The sequence below is a fragment of the Azospirillum aestuarii genome, from assembly GCF_016632405.1.
Classification (GTDB): Bacteria; Pseudomonadota; Alphaproteobacteria; order Azospirillales; family Azospirillaceae; genus Azospirillum; species Azospirillum aestuarii.
The window spans coordinates 43,287-60,272 of the sequence record NZ_JAEPIV010000015.1; the positions used below are offsets into that span (position 1 = coordinate 43,287).

Below are 16,986 nucleotides of genomic sequence, written 5' to 3' on the forward strand. Positions count from 1 at the left end.
AACGCATTCCCCATGATCGCGACGTCTCAACCGGCCGGACCGGCGCCACAAATTGCAATTGCGACGCATTCCCAAGTGCCGTGCCGACCTGACGTTCGGGGATCGCGAAAAGCGGAAATTATTTTTTGGCGCTTGGTGCGGGTGGAGGAAAAAGGCCGGCGGATCAGGGGCGCGGGCGCAGGATCAGCAGGGCGTCGGCCACCCGCAAGGTCTCGGCCCGCACCAGCCCCGCCAGGGCTGTCGCCGTCCGCACCGGATCGTCCAGCCGGTAATTCCCGGTGATCCGCCGGTCGGCGAGGGAATCGGGAACCACGATCAGGCCCGGATGGTAGCGGTCCAACTCATCCATGACCTCGCGCAGGGGGCGGTCCTCAAAGACCAGCCGGCCATCGACCCAGCCGAGCGCGGTCGACAGATCGGCGGGGTGTTGCGGGCCGATGTCCGACGCGGTGACCACCACCTCCTCGCCCGCGCGCAGGCGGACGCCGGGGCCGCCGGGGTGCGCCACGTCCACGGTGCCGTGGCGCACCGTCACCGTCACCCGGTCGTCCAGATAACGGACGGCGAAGGCGGTGCCGACCACGGTCACGACGGCGGGACCGGCGGAAACCCGGAAGGGACGGGCGGAGTCGGACGCCACCTCGAAGAAGGCGGCCCCGCGCAGCAGCCGGGTCCGTCGCTCGGTGCCCACGATGTCGGTGGACAATGCCGTCCCGGTGTCCATCAGCACCCGCGATCCGTCGGCCAGCGTCACGTGGTCCTGAACGCCGGTCGCGGTGCGATGGTCGGCCTGCAGGCGCAGCGGCAGGTCGGCGGCCCAGCCCAGCCCGATCGCCACCATCACCGCCGCCGCCCACGCCATTGTGCGACGTCGCACCGGATGGCGGGGCCGGGGGCGCGATCGGGTTCGTTCGCGCGATGGCGCTGCGGCGGTGGGCCACCGAGCCATGTCCGGTGGTTTGGGAGCTGGTGCGTGGGGTCCCGGCGCAACGTCCGGAGCCGCGGTTGCCGCCAGCGCGTCGGTCAGGAGCGGCGAGGCCCACATGGCCTGCGCCAAGTCCCAGGCGCGGGCGTTGCGGGGGTCGGCGGCGCACCAGGCGGCGCAGGCTTGGCGGCACTCCTCGTCCGCGTCCTCCGCCTGCAGGCGGATGAACCAGTCGAGCGCTTGCTCCAGCGGCAGGGAAGGGGAAGTGTCGTCAGGCATGGGGCCCGCGTGTGGTGCCGTCACGGTCTTTCACCTTGTAAGACGTTCGAGCCGGCGGAAATCCGCAATCATTCACGATCAATCCGGCCTCCTCGATCAAGCCGGGCGAAGACCTCCAGGCAGGCGAGCAGGGCGGTCTTCAGGTCCTTCTGCACCGTGCTGACCGAGACGTCGAGCCGTTCGGCGATCTGAGCGTGGGACAAACCCTCCATCCGGTTCAGCAAAAGGATGCGGCGCTGCCGCTCGCTCAAAGCTGTCAGCGCGGTCTCCATGCGGGCCAGCCGCTGACGGTCGCCGGCCTCGGTCTCCGGGGAGGGCAGGGGGGCCGCGACCGCCTCCATGCCCTCAGCGGTGATGTCCTGCGTCACGATGACGGCGTTCCGGCGCTCCCGCCGCAAATGGTCGAGGGCCAGATTGCGCGCCGTCTGGAACAGAAAGGGCGCCGGGTACTCCACCGGCCGGTCGCGTTCCGCCGCCCGCACCTTGAGATAGGCCTCCTGGGCCAGATCCTCGGCGGTGGCGGCACTGCCGACCATGCGGGACAGCAGCCGGACGAGCGCTCCCCGATGTCCGATGAAAACGGCGTCGAGCGTCGGCTTGGCGGTGTCACCCATGCGTCACCGGACAGGGAACCGTTGCGACCGTGCGATGCTGATCGGGCATGGCCAGCCCCGTTCCTCCACAGACAAGCGGCTTGACCGCGTCATGACCAGCGCAAGACGGCCCATTATAGTTAGAATGCGTATCATTCGCAACAACCCTCCGCTTTGCCGTCTCCTGGCCATGTTTGACGATGAGCGCAGAGAGCTGGAGCGGAAGCGCTTTCAGTGTTGTTCAGGTGTTTGCGTTGCCGCGGCCGGGTGAAGCGCCACCGTTGTCGTGCCGTCGAGTGTGAAGCCTGATCCGTAAGGACCTGCGCTCGATAACATGAGACCCAAAGAACGCCGTTTTCCCACCGGTGAGACCCTTCCATCGGCCTCAACTCGCGCTCCAGGCCGGATGATCGAGGTGTTCTTTTGCAGAAGTGGTGAGTTTGTGAACGTTTTGGTCCTAACTGGAGGCAATTCCTCTTCCGCGGTTTGCATCGGGACATCACCATGCTGGTATAGCCGTCTTCCCGACTGGGCGACGCCTTGCGTGCAAAGGGAATTTTTCTCCCGGACAGCACCGTTGAATCTTGGTCTTGCAGCATTTTGCAGTGGGAGGATGGGCAGCATGGCGGACCAGTCGGTAAAGTTCTCCTATGACTACGGAAAATACAAATATTTTGAGTTTGCCGGAAACAATAACAAGGTGGAGGTCGAGTTTTCCTGGGACCTTCCGAAAACTGATCCATCGGGAAAGCCGATGCCCAAGAAGGTGACCGATCTTTTCAATAAGAATGTGCGTGACGCCATTCAGGAATTGATGAAGTCTGAGGATAAGACAGTATCCGAAATAAAAAAGCAAATTCAAACGTGGGATCAAAAAATCGCCAAGCACGAAATCGACGGCCGCAACCTGTTTCTGTTTATTAATACGATCAACGACACGATGGAGAAGCGGGCCGCTGACCGCTTCGGGGGAATTGCCGGCGGTATCGCGACGGTCATGAAGCTGATCGTGAAGAAGGCCTTTGCCGGCCTGGACGCGGCCGTGCGCAAGATGCTCGAAGACATGAAGTGGAAGGTGTACGCCAAGACGGTGGGGAAGATCGCTCTCGCTCTGACGGCGACGGCCCTCGCGATCACGGCCACGGTGCTGACCGGAGGAGCGGCGCTGCCGCTGGTCGTGGCGGGTGCCAAGATCACACTCGACGTGGTCAAGGAAGGGAAGGCGGCCTACGACAGCTTCAACGACGGCGCGGACGAGATGGTCGCCTTGCAAAGCGCCGTGAAGAAACACCGAAGCGGTGCGCAGGAGGCGATGAAGGCTGTCGAGCGAGCTGAAAGCCGACGCTATCTCATGCTGGAGTCTTTGAACAAGCTGGAGCGGCAGATCCGGGCGGCGGAGGCCAAATACGTGGACGTGGAGCGAATTCTCAATCAGAAGAAGATTGACGGAATCGCCATCACCGATGATGCCTCCATCCTGGATCTCGTCAGGAAGGTGAAGCAATACAAGGATCTGATCAACCGCCTCACCCCTCTGGTGAACGCGGCCCGCGCCGACCTGAAGCGTCTTGACGCCCTGATCGACGGAGCGCGACGGGCGTTCGACCCATCCACCTACGAGGCGATTCCGAACGCCGACTGGAAGACGATTCTCAAGAAATACGCGGATGAGTACGGTTCGACGGTCAAGACGCTGGGTGACCTTGGCTCCAACATCGCGACCGTCGTCCAGAAGCTGGCCTGATCCGCCCGGTGAGAGCGACCCCGCTTCCCGATCCTCCCGCACTGTGCGTGGATCGGGCTGCGAGGAGGACGCGGCGGTGCAGGGCCGTCGTGCGCCGGCTCACCCGCGACCGGTGACGTCGGCCCGCCCTTGCGCGCCGCCGAGCCGCCGGGGGCGGCGCACCCGCGGGGGCAAAAGGTCCGGCGCGGGCAGGCTGGGTTCCGGCAATGGAAACGACGAACTCTCCCGATCGCCACCAGTCCGGATTTTTGCACTACCGTCGTCTTGGTCCGCCAATGCGCCGAACCATGCGCCAAAACCCCTGCGGTGCTGATCAACAGCGTTACGGTTGGTCTCCGTACAGGCGATTGCTCGGGTAACCCGGTACGGGGCCGGCCGCCAGCCCGCGGCACAGGAGAGCCGCCGACGCCTGCGCGATCTCGTCGATGGTCCAGGCTCCCTCGGGCCGATGCCATTTCGTCACCCAGTTTGCGGCACCCAGGACGGAGAAGACGGCGAATTTCGGATCGCAGCGCAGGATGCTGCCGTCCGTGACCCCGGCGCGCACGACATCCTGCAAGCGGCGTTCGAAGGCATCGCGCTTCTCGATCACCACCCGCAACTGTTCGTCGCTGAGCGACCGTTCTTCCAGGATGACGACGCTGAAGCTGTCCTCGCCGATGATCGAGATGACATAAGCGACAAGGCTGCGCCGCAACCGCTCAAGACCATTCAGTGACGGGTCGGTGCAAATGGTCTCCAGCGCTTGCTCGGCTGCGGCCAGATGGCATTGAAAAAGAAGATCCTGCTTGTTCTTGACGTAATAATAGAGCGTGGCCTTGGATACTCCGAGAATATCGGCGATATCGACCAAGGATGTTCCGTGATAACCGTTGCGACGGAAGGCGGCGGCAGCAACTTTATAAAGAACCTCAAGCTTGAGGCTTCTTTGCTGCTCAGGGTTGAGGACAGATTTGTTCCAGCGTGCCATGTCGTCCGTTGCCTCAGCCTTCGCGATGTACCGTGACCCGCTCCACCAGCGTCCTTCCCTTGGAACACAACCGGGCGTTCCGATCAAGCCCCGATCAACCCCCGGGGCGTCGATTTGACTTTCAAGTTGAAAAGCCGTCTTAGGAGTTGACACATCGATCCGCGAATCTGATTATTGACCCAACAATCATGAATCGGGATTGGGGGAGAGCATGGACAACGCGACGAACAGGTCGCCGCGTGCCGAGCGTGCGCGTTGGGCGCCGCCGGGATACAAATACCCGTCGCGCAGCGTCGCCCATTCCGCGGCCTATCAGGCGGAACGCCTGACCGCAGCCGACGTCGATCCCGCTCTTTACGGCGACCGGTACGAAGCCGGCCTGTTCGGGCTGGACTGCTTCGACTCGATGGTTGCCAGCGGCCTCGACATCGACGGCTACGTGTTCTTCTCGCAGGTCTATCGCCAGCTCCGGCCGTCCAGGCTCGGGGAACCGCTGACCGTGTCCGGCTGGGTCCGCGACCTGCATCAAGTGAGAAAGGGCCACAGCGTCACCGAGCTCTACCACCTGACCGACGGCGAGGGCCGCATCTGCATCGAGACGGAACTGACCGGCCTCCTCGCCGATCCGCCGGAACGGGCATCGCAGGACTCCGGCGACGCACCGCCGATGCCGCGACGGGCGGAGAGCCCGGCCGATGGCTGGACCCTGTTGCGCGAGAAGCAGGTGACGCCCGACAAGGTCCGTGTCTTCTCCCAGGACGTCGGCAACGAGATCCACTTCGACGAGGAGTTCGCGCGCCGCCATGGGTTCCGCGCGCCGCTGGCACAGGGAATCATGACGGCAGTCTGGCTGTTGTCCGTGCTGGCGGACGAGCGCCCGCCGGCCGCCTTCGACGTCGAGGTGCGTTACCTGCGCCCGGTCTTCTGGGACTCCCGCGCCAGCCTGTGGGTCCGCCGCTCCGCAGACGGTGCCCTGGAGATGGTGCAGAGCCGCAACGACGAGGGCAAGGTCACGGCGGACATGCGGGTGAGGTCGGTGTCCTACGACCCGGCGCCATTCCAGATTCCGGCGGGGGGATGACGCCATGTCGGCCATCATCGTCCAGCTCGTGGTGTCCGGCCTCCTGCTCGGCGGCATTTACGCGCTGATCTCGATCGGGCTGACGCTGATCTTCGGCGTCTCCCGAATCAAGAACTTCGCCCATGGCGATTTCGTCATGGTCGGCATGTACCTGACCTATGTGCTGAACAGCTGGAGCGGCCTGGACTCCTACCTCGTCCTGCTGATCGTGACGCCGCTGATGTTCCTGTTCGGCCTGTTCCTGTCCTGGGCGATCATCCGGCCGATCCAAGGGGCGCCGCAGGTGGCGCAGATCTTCGCCACCGTTGGGCTGGGGCTGGTCCTGCAGAACGTCACGCTGATGATCTTCGGCGGCGATTTCCGCACCACCGCGTCGGTGTTCGCCGGCAAGGTGCTGCGGATCGGCGACATCGCCCTGCCGGCGCCGCTGCTGATCGCCTTCGCGGTCGCGATGGCGGTGGTCGCCATCATCTATCTGTTCCTGAAGACGTCCTACACCGGCAAGGCCATGCGCGCGGTCGCGCAGGACCGGCGGTCGGCGTCGCTGATGAGCATCGACGTGAAGGGGATCGACCTGTTCACCTTCGGCCTCGGCACCGCCTGCGCCGGGCTGACCGGCGCCCTGCTGGCGCCGATGTTCCCGGTCTATCCGACGGTCGGCATCAACCTCGTGCTGATCGCCTTCGTGGTGGTCGTGCTCGGCGGTCTGGGCAGCATCGCGGGCGCCCTGATCGGTGGCCTGGCGATCGGCCTGATCGAGACGCTGAGCGGTTTCTTCATCGGTTCCGAGATGCGCCAGATGGCTTACTTTCTCGTCTTCCTGGCCGTGCTTCTGCTCCGTCCCGCCGGGCTGTTCGGTCAGCGCGGCTCCGAAAAGCTGGGGGCCTGACCCATGACGCTGACGTCCCTCCTGGCCCCCTACCGGCCGACCCGCAAGGGCCTTCTGCTGTCCCTGGCGATGGTCGCGGTCCTGGTGGCGCTGCCGTTGATCGCCGCCGATTCCTACACGCTGCACTTCCTCTGGAAAGTCCTCTTCTGGGCGCTGGCCGCCGCCGCCTGGAACATCGCCGGCGGCTACGCCGGGCAGTTCTCGCTGGGCCATGCCGCGTTCTTCGGGCTCGGCGCCTACGGGTCGACGCTGCTTTACATGCATTTCGGCCTGTCGCCCTGGATCGGCATGTTCGTCGGGGCGGCTGCCGCCGTGGCCTTCGCGACGCTGATCGGCGCGCTGACCCTGCGCCTTCAGGGGCCGTTCTTCGCACTGGCCTCCATCGCCTTCGCCGAGGTGCTGCGCATCGCCATCGTCAACTGGCGCTCCTTCACCGGAGGGGCGGAAGGGCTGTCCCTGCCGTTCGACCCGAGCTTCGCGAACATGATGTTTTCCGACCGGCTCTGGTACGTCTACATCATGATGGCGGCGCTTCTGGTCGTGCTTCTGATCACCTATGTGCTGGAGCGCTCCTGGATCGGCTACGCCCTGGCGGCCATGCGCGAGAACGAGGAGGCGGCCGAGGCGCTGGGCGTCGACACCGTGCGGACCAAGCTGTTCTCCATTGGCCTGTCGGCCTTCCTCAGCGCCATCGCCGGCACGCTCTACGCCAACTACATCCTGCTGATCGAGCCGTCCACCGTGCTCAGCATCGGCTTCTCGGTGGAGATCGCGCTGATCGCCATCATCGGCGGCATGGGCACGCCGCTCGGCCCCGTCCTGGGCGCGGTTCTCATCGTTCCGCTCAGCGAGTATCTCCGTGCGGAGTTCGCCGGCAGCCTTCAGGGCCTGTACCTGCTCGTCTACGGCGCGCTCCTCATCGTGATGGTCATCGTCCTGCCGCAGGGCCTGATGAGCGCCATCCGCGCGCCGCGCGCCACCGCCCGGCGCCTGCGCGGGGCGTTCGGCGGGTCCACCCGTCGCCGCCCGGTCCGCGAGGAGAGCCGCCATGCTTGAAGTCCGGGGTATCAGCAAGCAGTTCGGCGGCCTCCGCGCCGTCAACGACGTCCATCTCCGCATTGGAGAGGGTGAGATCGTCGGCCTGATCGGTCCCAACGGAGCCGGCAAGACGACGCTGTTCAACTGCATCGCCGGGGCCTTTCCGCCGACGGAGGGGCAGGTGCTGCTGGAGGGCAGGAGCATCACCGGCCTGAAGGCGCACCAGGTCTGCCGCGCCGGGCTGGCCCGCACCTATCAGATCGTGAAGCCGTTCGGCGGGCTGTCGGTGCTCGACAACGTGGTGGTCGGCGCGATCAACCAGACGCACAACATCGCCGAGGCCCGCCGCATCGCCGAGGAGGCGCTGGTCCTGACCGGGCTGGCCGACCGCCGCGACGTGCCGGCCGCGAGCCTGCCGCTGCCCGGCCGCAAGCGCCTGGAAATCTCCCGCGCGCTGGCGACCCGGCCGAAGGTGCTGCTGCTGGACGAGGTCATGGCGGGCCTCAATCCGTCGGAAGTGGAGAAGGCCATCCTGCTGATCGAGGCCATCCGCGCGCACGGCGTCAGCATCCTGATCATCGAACATCTGATGCGCGTCATCACGGCGGTCAGCGACCGGATCGTGGTCATGAACCACGGCAGCAAGCTGGCCGAGGGGCTGCCGGCCGACGTGCTGAACGACAAGGCGGTGATCCAAGCCTATCTGGGGGAGGACTTCGGTGCTCACGGTTAGAAAGCTCGATGCCTTCTATGGCGAGATCCAAACGCTCCATGGAATCGACCTGGACGTCCGGGAAGGCGAGGTGGTCTCGGTCGTCGGCGCCAACGCGGCGGGAAAGACCACGCTGCTGAACGCCATTTCCGGGACGGTCGAACGGTACGGACGGGTGTCCTTCTTCGACCAGGACATCGGTTCCCTGCCGCCGCACGCGATCGCCCGGCGCGGACTGGTCCAGGTGCCGGAGGGCCGGCGGCTGTTCCCCTTCATGACGGTGCGGGAGAATCTGGAACTCGGCGCCTTCGCTCCGCACGCCCGCGCCCACCGCGCGGAGAGTTTGGAGAAGGTCTTCGACCTGATGCCCCGGCTGCGGGAGCGCTCCGGCCAGCTCGCCGGGTCGATGAGCGGTGGCGAGCAGCAGATGTGCGCCATCGGCCGCGCGCTGATGGCGAAGCCGCGCGCGATCATGTTCGACGAGCCGACGCTGGGCCTCGCCCCGATCATGGTCGATGTCGTCTTCAAGCTGGTCCGCAGCATCAAGGAGACCGGCATCACCATCCTGCTGGTCGAACAGAACGTGAAGCATTCGCTCGCCATGTCGGACCGGGGCTATGTGCTTGAGAACGGCCACATCGTCCTGTCCGGCCCGGCGGCCGACCTGCTGACCGACCCGCGCCTGAAGGAAGCCTATCTCGGCGGCTGATCCGCGAGAGGGCAACGGCGCGACGATACAAAACACATAGGGAGGAAAAACCATCATGAGCTTGAAATCCATCCTCGCCGCCGCGGCGATCGCCGCGGCGGCGGCCGGTGCCGCCGTTCCGTCCCAGGCCGCCGATCCGCTGAAGATCGGCGTCCTCTTCCCGCTGTCCGGCCCGATGGCGCTGATCGGCAACGAGGCCTATCAGGCCGCCGAGGTCGCCCGCGACATGATCAACAAGCGCGGCGGCGTGCTCGGCCGGCCGGTGACCTACGCCGTCGCCGACGCGCCGGCCCCGACCGCCGCCAACGCCGAGGCGACCCGGCTGATCGTGCGCGAGAAGGTTCCGGTGATCGCCGGCAGCTACGCCAGTTCGCTGGCCCTGGCCGCCAGCGAGGTGGCGGAGCGCGAGGGCGCCCTGTACTGGGAGACCATCGCCGTCGCCGACAAGATCACCCAGCGCAAGTACAAGAACACCATCCGCCTGACCTTCAACGCATCGATGATGGGCCAGACGGCGGCGGACTTCGCCAAGGACATCGCCGGCAAGCTGGGCAAGGACCCGAAGGATCTGCGCATCGCCGTGATCTCCGAGGATTCGGAGTTCGGCCAGTCGGTCGGCGACGCGGCGGCAAACCAGACGAAGACCCTCGGCATGCAGCTGGTCGCCAACGAGCGCTACAGCCGCACCGTGAACGATCTGTCGTCGCTGGTGCTCAGCCTGAAGGCGGCCAAGCCCGACGCGGTCATCGCGACCTCCTACCTGAACGACGCCGCCCTGTTCTGGCGCCAGGTCCGCGAACTGGACCTCCACATTCCGGCCATGATCGGCATCGGCACCGGCTACGCCCTGCCCGACTTCCTCGCCGCGACGGGCGCCAGCGCCGACGGCATCTTCGACGTGGACGCCCCGGCCTCGCCGAACGTCTCCAATCTCCCGGAGGCGACGCAGAAGCTGTACGCGGAGTTCATCGAGGGCTTCCGCGCCAAGGAGAAGCGCGATCCGGGCCCGCTGGGCCTGATCGCCTTCGGCGGCTTCTGGACCCTGTTCACGGACGTCATCCCGCGCGCGGGCTCGACCGATCTGGCGGCGCTGCGCAAGGCCGCCTACGCCACCGACCTGCCGGACGGCAGCCTGCTGACCGGTGCCGGGGTGAAGCTGAACCAGGTCGGCGAGAAGGAAGCGGGGCAGAACAGCCGGGCGCTGATCTCGGTCATGCAGTGGCAGGACGGCAAGCTGCAGGTCGTCTGGCCGCAGAGCGCCGCCAATGCCGAGATGCGCAAGGTTCCCCTGCCCAAGTGGAGCGACCGGTAACGGCGCCGGGCCATCGGCCCGACGGGGCGCCCCCTCTCCCAGATTCGGGGGAGGGGACGTCCTTCCTTCCCCCTCCTTTCCAACGGCTCACCGGATGCCGACAGGACCGTGATGACGCACATGGCCTCCCCCTTCACCGTCACTCCCATCGACCAGTTGCGCCACGCCGCCGCGACGGCGCCCGGCGCGCGCATCCGATGGAACGGGCACTCCCTGTCCTACGGGGATCTGCTGGACCGCAGCCTGCGCTGCGCGTCGGCGCTCCGGGGGCTTGGCGTCGGTCCGGGCGACCGGGTCGCCTTCTGGCTGCCGAACGGCATCCCGTATCTCGACCTGTTCTTCGCCTGCCTGCACATCGGCGCGATCGCCGTGTCGGTGAACACGCGCTTCCGCCGGGCCGAAGTCGAATCCATCGTCAGCCGCACCGGTGCGTCGGCCATCGTCGTCTGGCCCGGCTTCAAGAACATCCCCTTCCTGACCATGCTGGGCGAACTCGATCCGGCGGCGATGGCGTCGCTGCGTCTGGCGGTCCTGTGCGAAGACGATGGGCGGTCCGGCTTCCCGCTGCCGGGTGTGCGGGTTGTTCATCACCGCGACCTGCTGGCCGAGACGGCCGGCGAAAGCGCCGCCGCACCGGAGCTGCCCTGCATCATCTTCCCGACCTCGGGCACCACCGGTCTTCCCAAATTCGCCCTGCACCGCCAGGGCGCCGTCGCCCACCACGCCGCGCAGGTGGCGACCGCCTTCGGCTATGACGCCCCCGACGCCCATCTGCTGCAAGCCATCCCGTTCTGCGGCGTGTTCGGCTTCTCGCAGTTTGCCGCCACCCTGGCCGGCGCGGCGTCCGTCACGCTGATGAGCCTGTTCGAGCCGGTGGAGGCCCGCGACCTGATCCGGTCGCGGTCGATCACCCACCTGAACGGACCGGATGACCTCTTCAAGCGCCTGCTCGACGTCTGCCCGGAAGACAAGCCGTTTCCGTCCCTGCGCGACTGTCTGATCGCCTCGTTCAACCCGACCCTGGCCCTGTTCCCCGAGGAGGCGGAGCGGCGCGGCGTGCCGATGACCAACGGTTTCGGGATGAGCGAGATCTTTTCGTTCTTCTCACGACAGGCCCCGAACGCCCCGATCGGCCTGCGCAAGCTGTCCGGCGGCCATCCGGTCAATCCCAAGGCGCGGGTGCGAGTGCGTGACACCGCGACCGGGCACGTCCTGCCGCCGGGCGGGATCGGCAGCCTGGAGATCGCGTCGGACACGCTGTTCTGCGCGTATTTCGGCAATCCCGAAGCGACCCGCGACGCCTTCACCGAGGACGGATTCTTCATCACCGGCGATCTGGCGACGATGCGGGTGGATGGCGGCTTCATCTTCAAGGGCCGCAGCGGCGACGTCCTCCGTCTCGGTGGCTTCCTCGTCGATCCGGCTGAGATCGAGGCGGTGCTGCAACGCGACGGCAGCGTGGAGACCGCGGTGGTCGTCGAGGCGGCGACGGAGCGCGGCAACAAGCCCGTGGCCTTCCTGCGCCTGCGCGAGGGCGCCGTCCTCGACGAGGCCGCCCTGCGCGAGCGTGTCGGCGCGGCGCTTGCCGATTTCAAGATTCCGGCGCGTTTCGTCGTGGTGGACCAGTTCCCGACGGCGATGAGCCCCAACGGAGAGAAAATCCAGCGCGGCAAGCTGAAGGAGCGGGCGCAGCTGACGTTTTCCGCAGGCGGCTGAAGCGCGGCCCGCAACGCCCCCGGCATTCAACAATTCCCGCAACAATTCCCGTCGTCGCAAAACAAGGACCCAACCATGGCCGAAACTTTCAAAGCCTTCGTGATCGAAGACGCCGACGGCAAGTCCAAGGGCGGCTTCAGGCAACTCACTCTCGCCGACCTGCCGGACAACGACGTGCTGGTCGAGGTTGCCTATTCCACCGTCAACTACAAGGACGGGCTCGCGGTCAGCGGCAAGGGGCGAATCGCCCGCAAGCTGCCGATGGTCGCGGGCATCGATCTGGCCGGCACGGTGGTCGAATCCCGCTCCCCCGCCTGGAAGACCGGCGACAAGGTGGTCGCCAACGGCTGGGGCATGTCGGAAACGCAGTGGGGCGGCTACACCCGTTTCCAGCGCCTGAAGCCCGAATGGCTGACCCGTCTGCCGGACGCCTTCTCGTTCGAAGAGGCGATGGGCATCGGCACCGCCGGCTACACGGCGGCGCTCTGCGTCGAAGCCCTGGAGACATGGGGCGCGGTCCAGCCGGGCGGCAAGGAGGTTCTGGTCACCGGAGCCGCCGGCGGTGTCGGTTCGGTCGCGGTGGCGCTGCTCGCCAAGCGCGGCTATCCGGTGGTCGCCTCCACCGGCCGACCGGAGACGCATGACTACCTGCGCGGCCTCGGTGCCGGCGGATTCATCGACCGCGCCGCTCTCCAGGAGAAGGGCGCCCCCTTGCAGAAGGAGCGCTGGGCCGGCGGCGTCGACTCGGTGGGCGGGCAGACGCTGGTCAACGCGCTGTCGCAGACCGCGTGGGGCGGCGCCATCGCCGCTTGCGGTTTGGCCGGCTCCTCCGATCTGCCGGGGACGGTCCTGCCGCACATCCTGCGCAGCGTGGCGCTGCTGGGCGTCGATTCCGTCATGGCTCCGCAGGACCGCCGGAACGCCGCCTGGACACGGCTGGCCCGCGATTTGGACAAAGGCCTGCTGAAGACGATGTATGAGGTGCAGCCCTTCGACGCGCTGCCGGATCTGGCAAGCCGGATACTGGCCGGTCGGATTCGTGGTCGCGTCGTCGTCGACGTTCGCGGCTGAGGAGGCACCGCCTCCCCGTGGTGGCCACCCTCTTGCTCCGGGTGGCCACTGAGCCTCCTCCGCGCATCCACACCGTACATCTGCGGGCGAGCCAATCCGTTCACGGCCGTTACCATCGGCATCCCGTTGACCTTCCAGATCTGGGGAACAGCGTCCACATCGCCCTTCTCGTTCATCGCTTCCATTGCCGCAAAGCGCTGCAAAGCTAAAAGGTCGGCGGCGAGTTTAGCCAGAGGACGGCTGCCGGGATGCCACCCGGATTGGAGTAGCCGTGAGGAACTTCCGATGCGAAGAAGGCGGAATCCCCCGCGCACATCCGGGTGACCTCGTCGCCCAGGATCAGATCGATTTCACCCGCCAGCACATAGACGAACTCCTCGCCCGGATGGGTGATGCAGCCGTCGGAGCGTCCGCCGACGGCCACATGATGGATGTTCACCTGGAAGGAACTGCCTGGGGCAGTGTGTGGGGCCATCGGCGTCGCATTGCCACCAATTTCAACGAAAGGCGGTATTTCGGGATGACTTCCTCTTTTAGATGAAGCTGGAAAAATCGGTCCACCCGTCCACCTCCAGCGCAGACCATGGTCGACCAGTCCCACACTTGAATTCCAAAACGCACCCATCGGTGCTGAACGAGGATTTGGAATCAATAGTCAGCCGTATTCCCTAGAGCGGATTGACTGAAATCTGATAGGTTGAGCGAGGCTTCAACCGGCGAAGGGGTGTCTTGGGTGCCGCTGACGGAAAGGACCGCCCAAGGTCATCAGTATGTCCTTCCCGGTGCGGAGCGCCGGACCGAGCCCGGCTTGCCCTACGCCGCCGAACCCGACGGCCAGCTCGCCCTGCATTTCTACGAGCCTCCCCGTGCCGACGAGCGGAACCCTGGAAAGCCGCCCCCATTGCCGCGTCCACTCCCCCGTCCCACGCCAATCAGTGAAGGGCCGCTTGCCGGCCGCGTTGCGTTCTTCCCGCAGGTCATGAATGATGTGACCGAAGCCTTCCGCGCCCTTTCCGGTGTGACGAGAGAACACCAGGATTGAGCATTCGGGAAAGGCCCTCCCCACTCCTGATCGCGTCTGTCGACCACCCAAGGATCAACGTTCATGCCTTTCGACAATCCGGCTGGTGATCGAGCCCATCGGCAGCCACGGTTCGGTAAAGCGGCTCAACGGCAAGCCGTGCAGGGAGCCCCGGCGCGAGCGCACCAGAAGGTCAATGGCTCCGCCCAGCAAAAGCACGTCCAGTGGCTCGCCCGTTCCGCTGATGCCGAGCGATCCGGTGATTCCGTCGAAGCCGAAACCTGTCGTCAGCACGCGGAGCACTGGTTCCGCGTGGCCCACGGCCGCAACGATCCCTGAGGCTCCGCTGATCCACCGTTATCAGCGTCCTCGGGCCGTGGCGGCGTGACTCATGCCAAAAGGCCTCCGGGAAAACCAGAGCGGTTCAAGGCCATCGGCTCGGCGATCTGATTGAGCAACGGGCAGGCTCGCTTACCCTCGGGGCGTTTTGCAAACCTCGCCGTACAATGCCTTGGGCTCCTCGTCGGATACCCAGACCTCCGGCTTCGGCAGCCCGTCCTGGGTGAAGGTCGTGTCGGCGGTGACCGGCGCCCGGCGGCGCTTGGCGCAGTCGACGATGTGCCGGCTCTTGATCGTTTCCGCGTTCGGCTCCACCAACAGGATGGACACCAGCGCAAGATCGGGATGATCGGGATGACGCATGGTTTCCCGCCCATCCAAGACCATCAGTCCACCGGCGCGGGGCCGGACGAGTGTCCATGGCTCCAGCACGCTGCTGTAGGGAACCGTCGCGATGACGCTCAGCCCTTCGGGAAGGGACGAGGCGGCACGGTCGGCCCAACTGTGGCGAAGCCAAGCGGTGGCGGCCACGATGCTGACGGCTGCCACGATCGGAATGACGGCCTTGGGCAACCGGACGCGAAGCAGCCGTGACAGGATCAGCGTCACGCCGCTCATGGCGAAGGCCGCGCAGACGACGATTATGATTTCAAAAAGCATGAACCCACCTGAAACAACCAATGATTCGCATGGAAAGCCCGTCGCTAGAAACGACCGAGCTGATAGGTCGACGCCATCGCGGTCTGCATGGTCTTGACCACGAAGAAGGCGCTTTTCAAATTGCCTTTTTCGAAACCTGACAACTCCGCAGGAGAGAGGAAATTGTCCGTCGGCTTGCCCTCGCGGGCCATCCGCGCCTGATGACGCAGGCGCGTGATGCCAATGAACTCCAGCGCGTCGATCAGATCCGCGGCGGTCTTCTGGTTGAGCGCCCCTGCCGCCGCCGCGGCCTGCAGCCGGTCGGCGGTGTCGACCGCCGGGCTACCGGCGGCCAGGGCATAGAGCCGCGCGATGTCGACGATCGGTACCACGCCGTTGTGCTTCAGGTCGAGCGTCCGGTCGTGCTCGCCGCCATGGATCAGCACGAGGTTGCGGAAGAATCCGATGGGCGGGTGCCGCGAAACCGCGTTGCCCGCCATGTAGGTCTGGAAGATCCGGTTGGACTTGGCCTTTTCCAGAACGATGTCGTGCAGTCCGTTCAGCAGCTCCGGATCGCCGTGGACGTGCCGCAGGTCGAAGAAGACGCAGCACAGCATCAGCGCCTTGGGCTCCGGCTCCTCGATCCAACGACGGAAATAGCTCTTCCAGACCGACAGCGGTTTGCGCCACTGCGGGTTCATCGCCATCATCCCGCCTGGACAGTAGACGTAGCCGCAGGCGTTCAGCCCCTGGCAGACGGCATCGGCGAGCGCCTCGAAATAGGCGCCGTGCTCCTGCTCGTCGTAGCTGTCGTGCAGGAGCAGGCAATTGTCCTGATCGGACAGCGCCGTCTGCTCATGGCGGGCCTGCGACCCGGCGGCCAGCCAGGCGTAGGGGACCGGGGGCGGGCCGAGGCTGTCCTCGGCGAGGCGAAGCAGGCGGACGGTGACGGCGTCGGTCAGCGCCGACACGATGTGCCCGATGCTGTGCGCCGTGGCGCCGGACTCCGTCAACTGATGGACCAGACCCGGCAGGCCCCGCATCGCCTCCCATACCCCTTGGGGCGATTCGGCGTTGTGGATGTTCCGGGCCAGGAAGACGGGTGAGGCCGTGTGACTCTCGACCACCGACGTCGCGGTCAGGCAGCCCGCCACGGCACCATCCCGCATCACCGGCAAATGGTGGATGTTGTGGCGAGACATCAGCATCAGCGCATCGAGCGCGTAATCCGCGACCTGCATGCGCAGCGGATCGCGGGTCATCACCCGTTCCACCGTCGCGTCGATGGACAGCCCCTCGGCGACGACACGGTTCCGCAGGTCGCGGTCGGTGAGGATGCCCACCAGCGCACCGCCGTCGGTGATCATCACGCAGGACACCCGCTCGTTGCGCATGGTCCGCGCCGCATCACGGATCGCGGTGCCCGTTGGGACCGTGACCGGATCACGGGCCAGCAGAGCGCCGACGCGCTTGTTCAGCAGATCGGAGCCGCGCGTGCCCGGAATCCCATTCACGGAGTCTTGAAGGCGACCGCCCTCGAACGCAGCGAAATGATAGGCGAAGGGAAGGTGGTTGCGGCGCAACCGGTCGAACATCTCGGACGGCATCAGCAGCAGCCGCGTGTCCTCGATGGTCTCGGTACGGTTGACGGCGATGCCGCCCCGCAGGATCGCGCGCACGCCGAAGCACTCGCCCTCGCCCAGCCGCGCGAGCAACTCGCCGTCCGGGCTGCGGGTTTCGGCGGCGCCGAAGCAGACGATGTGCAGGGTGTTCGCCGGTTCACCCGGCGTCATCACGACGGTGCCGCGCGGGACGTCGCGGACGGTCAGGTTGCCGCTGACCTCGGCCAATGTGTCGGGCGGCAGCAGGTCGAAGGGATGATGCCGCCCCAGGAAGGCGTGGAAATCGGTCGGTTCGGCGTTCACGGCAGGGCTCCGCGGCACGGGCG

At 66.1% G+C, this 16,986-nt stretch carries 17 protein-coding genes; 11 read left to right on the top strand and 6 right to left on the bottom strand.

The window, feature by feature from the left end:
- Nucleotides 1-163: 163 nt before the first annotated feature.
- Together JJL56_RS21905 and JJL56_RS21910 are read right to left on the bottom strand one after the other, a co-directional pair.
- On the bottom strand, nt 164-1,204 hold the full coding sequence (locus tag JJL56_RS21905) for a FecR family protein (protein ID WP_200486260.1): 1,041 nt from the start codon (nt 1,202-1,204) through the stop codon (nt 164-166).
- Between the two features lie 68 nt (nt 1,205-1,272).
- The gene (locus JJL56_RS21910) at nt 1,273-1,818 is read right to left on the bottom strand and encodes an RNA polymerase sigma factor (RefSeq protein ID WP_200486261.1); all 546 of its coding nucleotides are present in this window, start codon (nt 1,816-1,818) and stop codon (nt 1,273-1,275) included.
- Between the two features lie 601 nt (nt 1,819-2,419).
- On the opposite strand from JJL56_RS21910, the gene JJL56_RS21915 reads away from it, so the two are divergent.
- The gene (locus JJL56_RS21915) at nt 2,420-3,541 is read left to right on the top strand and encodes a hypothetical protein (RefSeq protein ID WP_200486262.1); all 1,122 of its coding nucleotides are present in this window, start codon (nt 2,420-2,422) and stop codon (nt 3,539-3,541) included.
- 322 nt (nt 3,542-3,863) lie between these two features.
- On the opposite strand, the gene JJL56_RS21920 is transcribed toward JJL56_RS21915, so the two are convergent.
- On the bottom strand, nt 3,864-4,511 hold the full coding sequence (locus JJL56_RS21920) for a TetR/AcrR family transcriptional regulator (protein WP_200486263.1): 648 nt from the start codon (nt 4,509-4,511) through the stop codon (nt 3,864-3,866).
- Between the two features lie 211 nt (nt 4,512-4,722).
- Here JJL56_RS21920 and JJL56_RS21925 point away from each other — a divergent pair, with 211 nt between their 5' ends.
- From JJL56_RS21925 to JJL56_RS21960, 8 genes are all read left to right on the top strand, one after another.
- Nucleotides 4,723-5,592 (top strand): MaoC family dehydratase, encoded by an 870-nt coding sequence (locus tag JJL56_RS21925; RefSeq protein WP_200486264.1) that lies wholly within the window; start codon nt 4,723-4,725, stop codon nt 5,590-5,592.
- A gap of 4 nt (nt 5,593-5,596) precedes the next feature.
- Nucleotides 5,597-6,481, top strand: a complete 885-nt coding sequence (locus JJL56_RS21930) for a branched-chain amino acid ABC transporter permease (protein WP_200486265.1) — start codon at nt 5,597-5,599, stop codon at nt 6,479-6,481.
- A gap of 3 nt (nt 6,482-6,484) precedes the next feature.
- The gene (locus tag JJL56_RS21935) at nt 6,485-7,537 is read left to right on the top strand and encodes a branched-chain amino acid ABC transporter permease (protein ID WP_200486266.1); all 1,053 of its coding nucleotides are present in this window, start codon (nt 6,485-6,487) and stop codon (nt 7,535-7,537) included.
- On the top strand, nt 7,530-8,252 hold the full coding sequence (locus JJL56_RS21940) for an ABC transporter ATP-binding protein (protein WP_200486267.1): 723 nt from the start codon (nt 7,530-7,532) through the stop codon (nt 8,250-8,252). The genes JJL56_RS21935 and JJL56_RS21940 overlap by 8 nt, the downstream gene beginning before the upstream one ends.
- Nucleotides 8,239-8,940 (top strand): ABC transporter ATP-binding protein, encoded by a 702-nt coding sequence (locus tag JJL56_RS21945; RefSeq protein ID WP_109071409.1) that lies wholly within the window; start codon nt 8,239-8,241, stop codon nt 8,938-8,940. Before JJL56_RS21940 ends, JJL56_RS21945 begins: the two co-directional genes overlap by 14 nt.
- A 55-nt stretch (nt 8,941-8,995) precedes the next feature.
- Entirely contained in the window at nt 8,996-10,252 is a 1,257-nt protein-coding gene (locus JJL56_RS21950) for an ABC transporter substrate-binding protein (protein WP_200486268.1), read from the top strand.
- Nucleotides 10,253-10,363: 111 nt separating this feature from the next.
- Nucleotides 10,364-11,968 carry an AMP-binding protein gene (locus tag JJL56_RS21955; RefSeq protein WP_247891189.1) on the top strand — a complete coding sequence of 535 codons (1,605 nt, stop codon included), beginning with the start codon at nt 10,364-10,366 and terminating at the stop codon, nt 11,966-11,968.
- A gap of 75 nt (nt 11,969-12,043) precedes the next feature.
- A complete protein-coding gene (locus JJL56_RS21960) occupies nt 12,044-13,039 on the top strand; it encodes an MDR family oxidoreductase (protein ID WP_200486269.1) in 996 nt (331 codons plus the stop codon).
- Between the two features lie 205 nt (nt 13,040-13,244).
- Here JJL56_RS21960 and JJL56_RS21965 read toward each other — a convergent pair whose 3' ends face one another.
- Nucleotides 13,245-13,640: a cupin domain-containing protein gene (locus JJL56_RS21965; protein ID WP_200486270.1), complete on the bottom strand. Its 396-nt coding sequence runs from the start codon at nt 13,638-13,640 to the stop codon at nt 13,245-13,247.
- A gap of 132 nt (nt 13,641-13,772) precedes the next feature.
- On the opposite strand from JJL56_RS21965, the gene JJL56_RS21970 reads away from it, so the two are divergent.
- Nucleotides 13,773-14,081: a hypothetical protein gene (locus JJL56_RS21970; RefSeq protein WP_200486271.1), complete on the top strand. Its 309-nt coding sequence runs from the start codon at nt 13,773-13,775 to the stop codon at nt 14,079-14,081.
- A gap of 63 nt (nt 14,082-14,144) precedes the next feature.
- Nucleotides 14,145-14,399: a DUF4167 domain-containing protein gene (locus JJL56_RS21975; protein WP_200486272.1), complete on the top strand. Its 255-nt coding sequence runs from the start codon at nt 14,145-14,147 to the stop codon at nt 14,397-14,399.
- A gap of 132 nt (nt 14,400-14,531) precedes the next feature.
- Here JJL56_RS21975 and JJL56_RS21980 read toward each other — a convergent pair whose 3' ends face one another.
- Both JJL56_RS21980 and JJL56_RS21985 read right to left on the bottom strand, forming a co-directional pair.
- Complete coding sequence (locus JJL56_RS21980) at nt 14,532-15,059, bottom strand: hypothetical protein (RefSeq protein ID WP_200486273.1); 528 nt, start codon at nt 15,057-15,059, stop codon at nt 14,532-14,534.
- A gap of 44 nt (nt 15,060-15,103) precedes the next feature.
- Complete coding sequence (locus JJL56_RS21985) at nt 15,104-16,963, bottom strand: DUF294 nucleotidyltransferase-like domain-containing protein (protein ID WP_200486274.1); 1,860 nt, start codon at nt 16,961-16,963, stop codon at nt 15,104-15,106.
- Nucleotides 16,964-16,986: the final 23 nt, after the last annotated feature.

Excerpts from the sequence above, each read along its gene's own strand:
- JJL56_RS21915 (WP_200486262.1), top strand. The coding sequence starts at position 2,420 with ATGGCGGACCAGTCGGTAAAGTTCTCCTATGACTACGGAAAATACAAA.
- JJL56_RS21930 (WP_200486265.1), top strand. The coding sequence starts at position 5,597 with ATGTCGGCCATCATCGTCCAGCTCGTGGTGTCCGGCCTCCTGCTCGGC.
- JJL56_RS21980 (WP_200486273.1), bottom strand. The coding sequence starts at position 15,059 with ATGCTTTTTGAAATCATAATCGTCGTCTGCGCGGCCTTCGCCATGAGC.
- JJL56_RS21925 (WP_200486264.1), top strand. The coding sequence starts at position 4,723 with ATGGACAACGCGACGAACAGGTCGCCGCGTGCCGAGCGTGCGCGTTGG.
- JJL56_RS21920 (WP_200486263.1), bottom strand. The coding sequence starts at position 4,511 with ATGGCACGCTGGAACAAATCTGTCCTCAACCCTGAGCAGCAAAGAAGC.
- JJL56_RS21975 (WP_200486272.1), top strand. The coding sequence starts at position 14,145 with ATGCCTTTCGACAATCCGGCTGGTGATCGAGCCCATCGGCAGCCACGG.
- JJL56_RS21960 (WP_200486269.1), top strand. The coding sequence starts at position 12,044 with ATGGCCGAAACTTTCAAAGCCTTCGTGATCGAAGACGCCGACGGCAAG.
- JJL56_RS21910 (WP_200486261.1), bottom strand. The coding sequence starts at position 1,818 with ATGGGTGACACCGCCAAGCCGACGCTCGACGCCGTTTTCATCGGACAT.
- JJL56_RS21940 (WP_200486267.1), top strand. The coding sequence starts at position 7,530 with ATGCTTGAAGTCCGGGGTATCAGCAAGCAGTTCGGCGGCCTCCGCGCC.
- JJL56_RS21905 (WP_200486260.1), bottom strand. The coding sequence starts at position 1,204 with ATGCCTGACGACACTTCCCCTTCCCTGCCGCTGGAGCAAGCGCTCGAC.
- JJL56_RS21950 (WP_200486268.1), top strand. The coding sequence starts at position 8,996 with ATGAGCTTGAAATCCATCCTCGCCGCCGCGGCGATCGCCGCGGCGGCG.
- JJL56_RS21935 (WP_200486266.1), top strand. The coding sequence starts at position 6,485 with ATGACGCTGACGTCCCTCCTGGCCCCCTACCGGCCGACCCGCAAGGGC.
- JJL56_RS21955 (WP_247891189.1), top strand. The coding sequence starts at position 10,364 with ATGACGCACATGGCCTCCCCCTTCACCGTCACTCCCATCGACCAGTTG.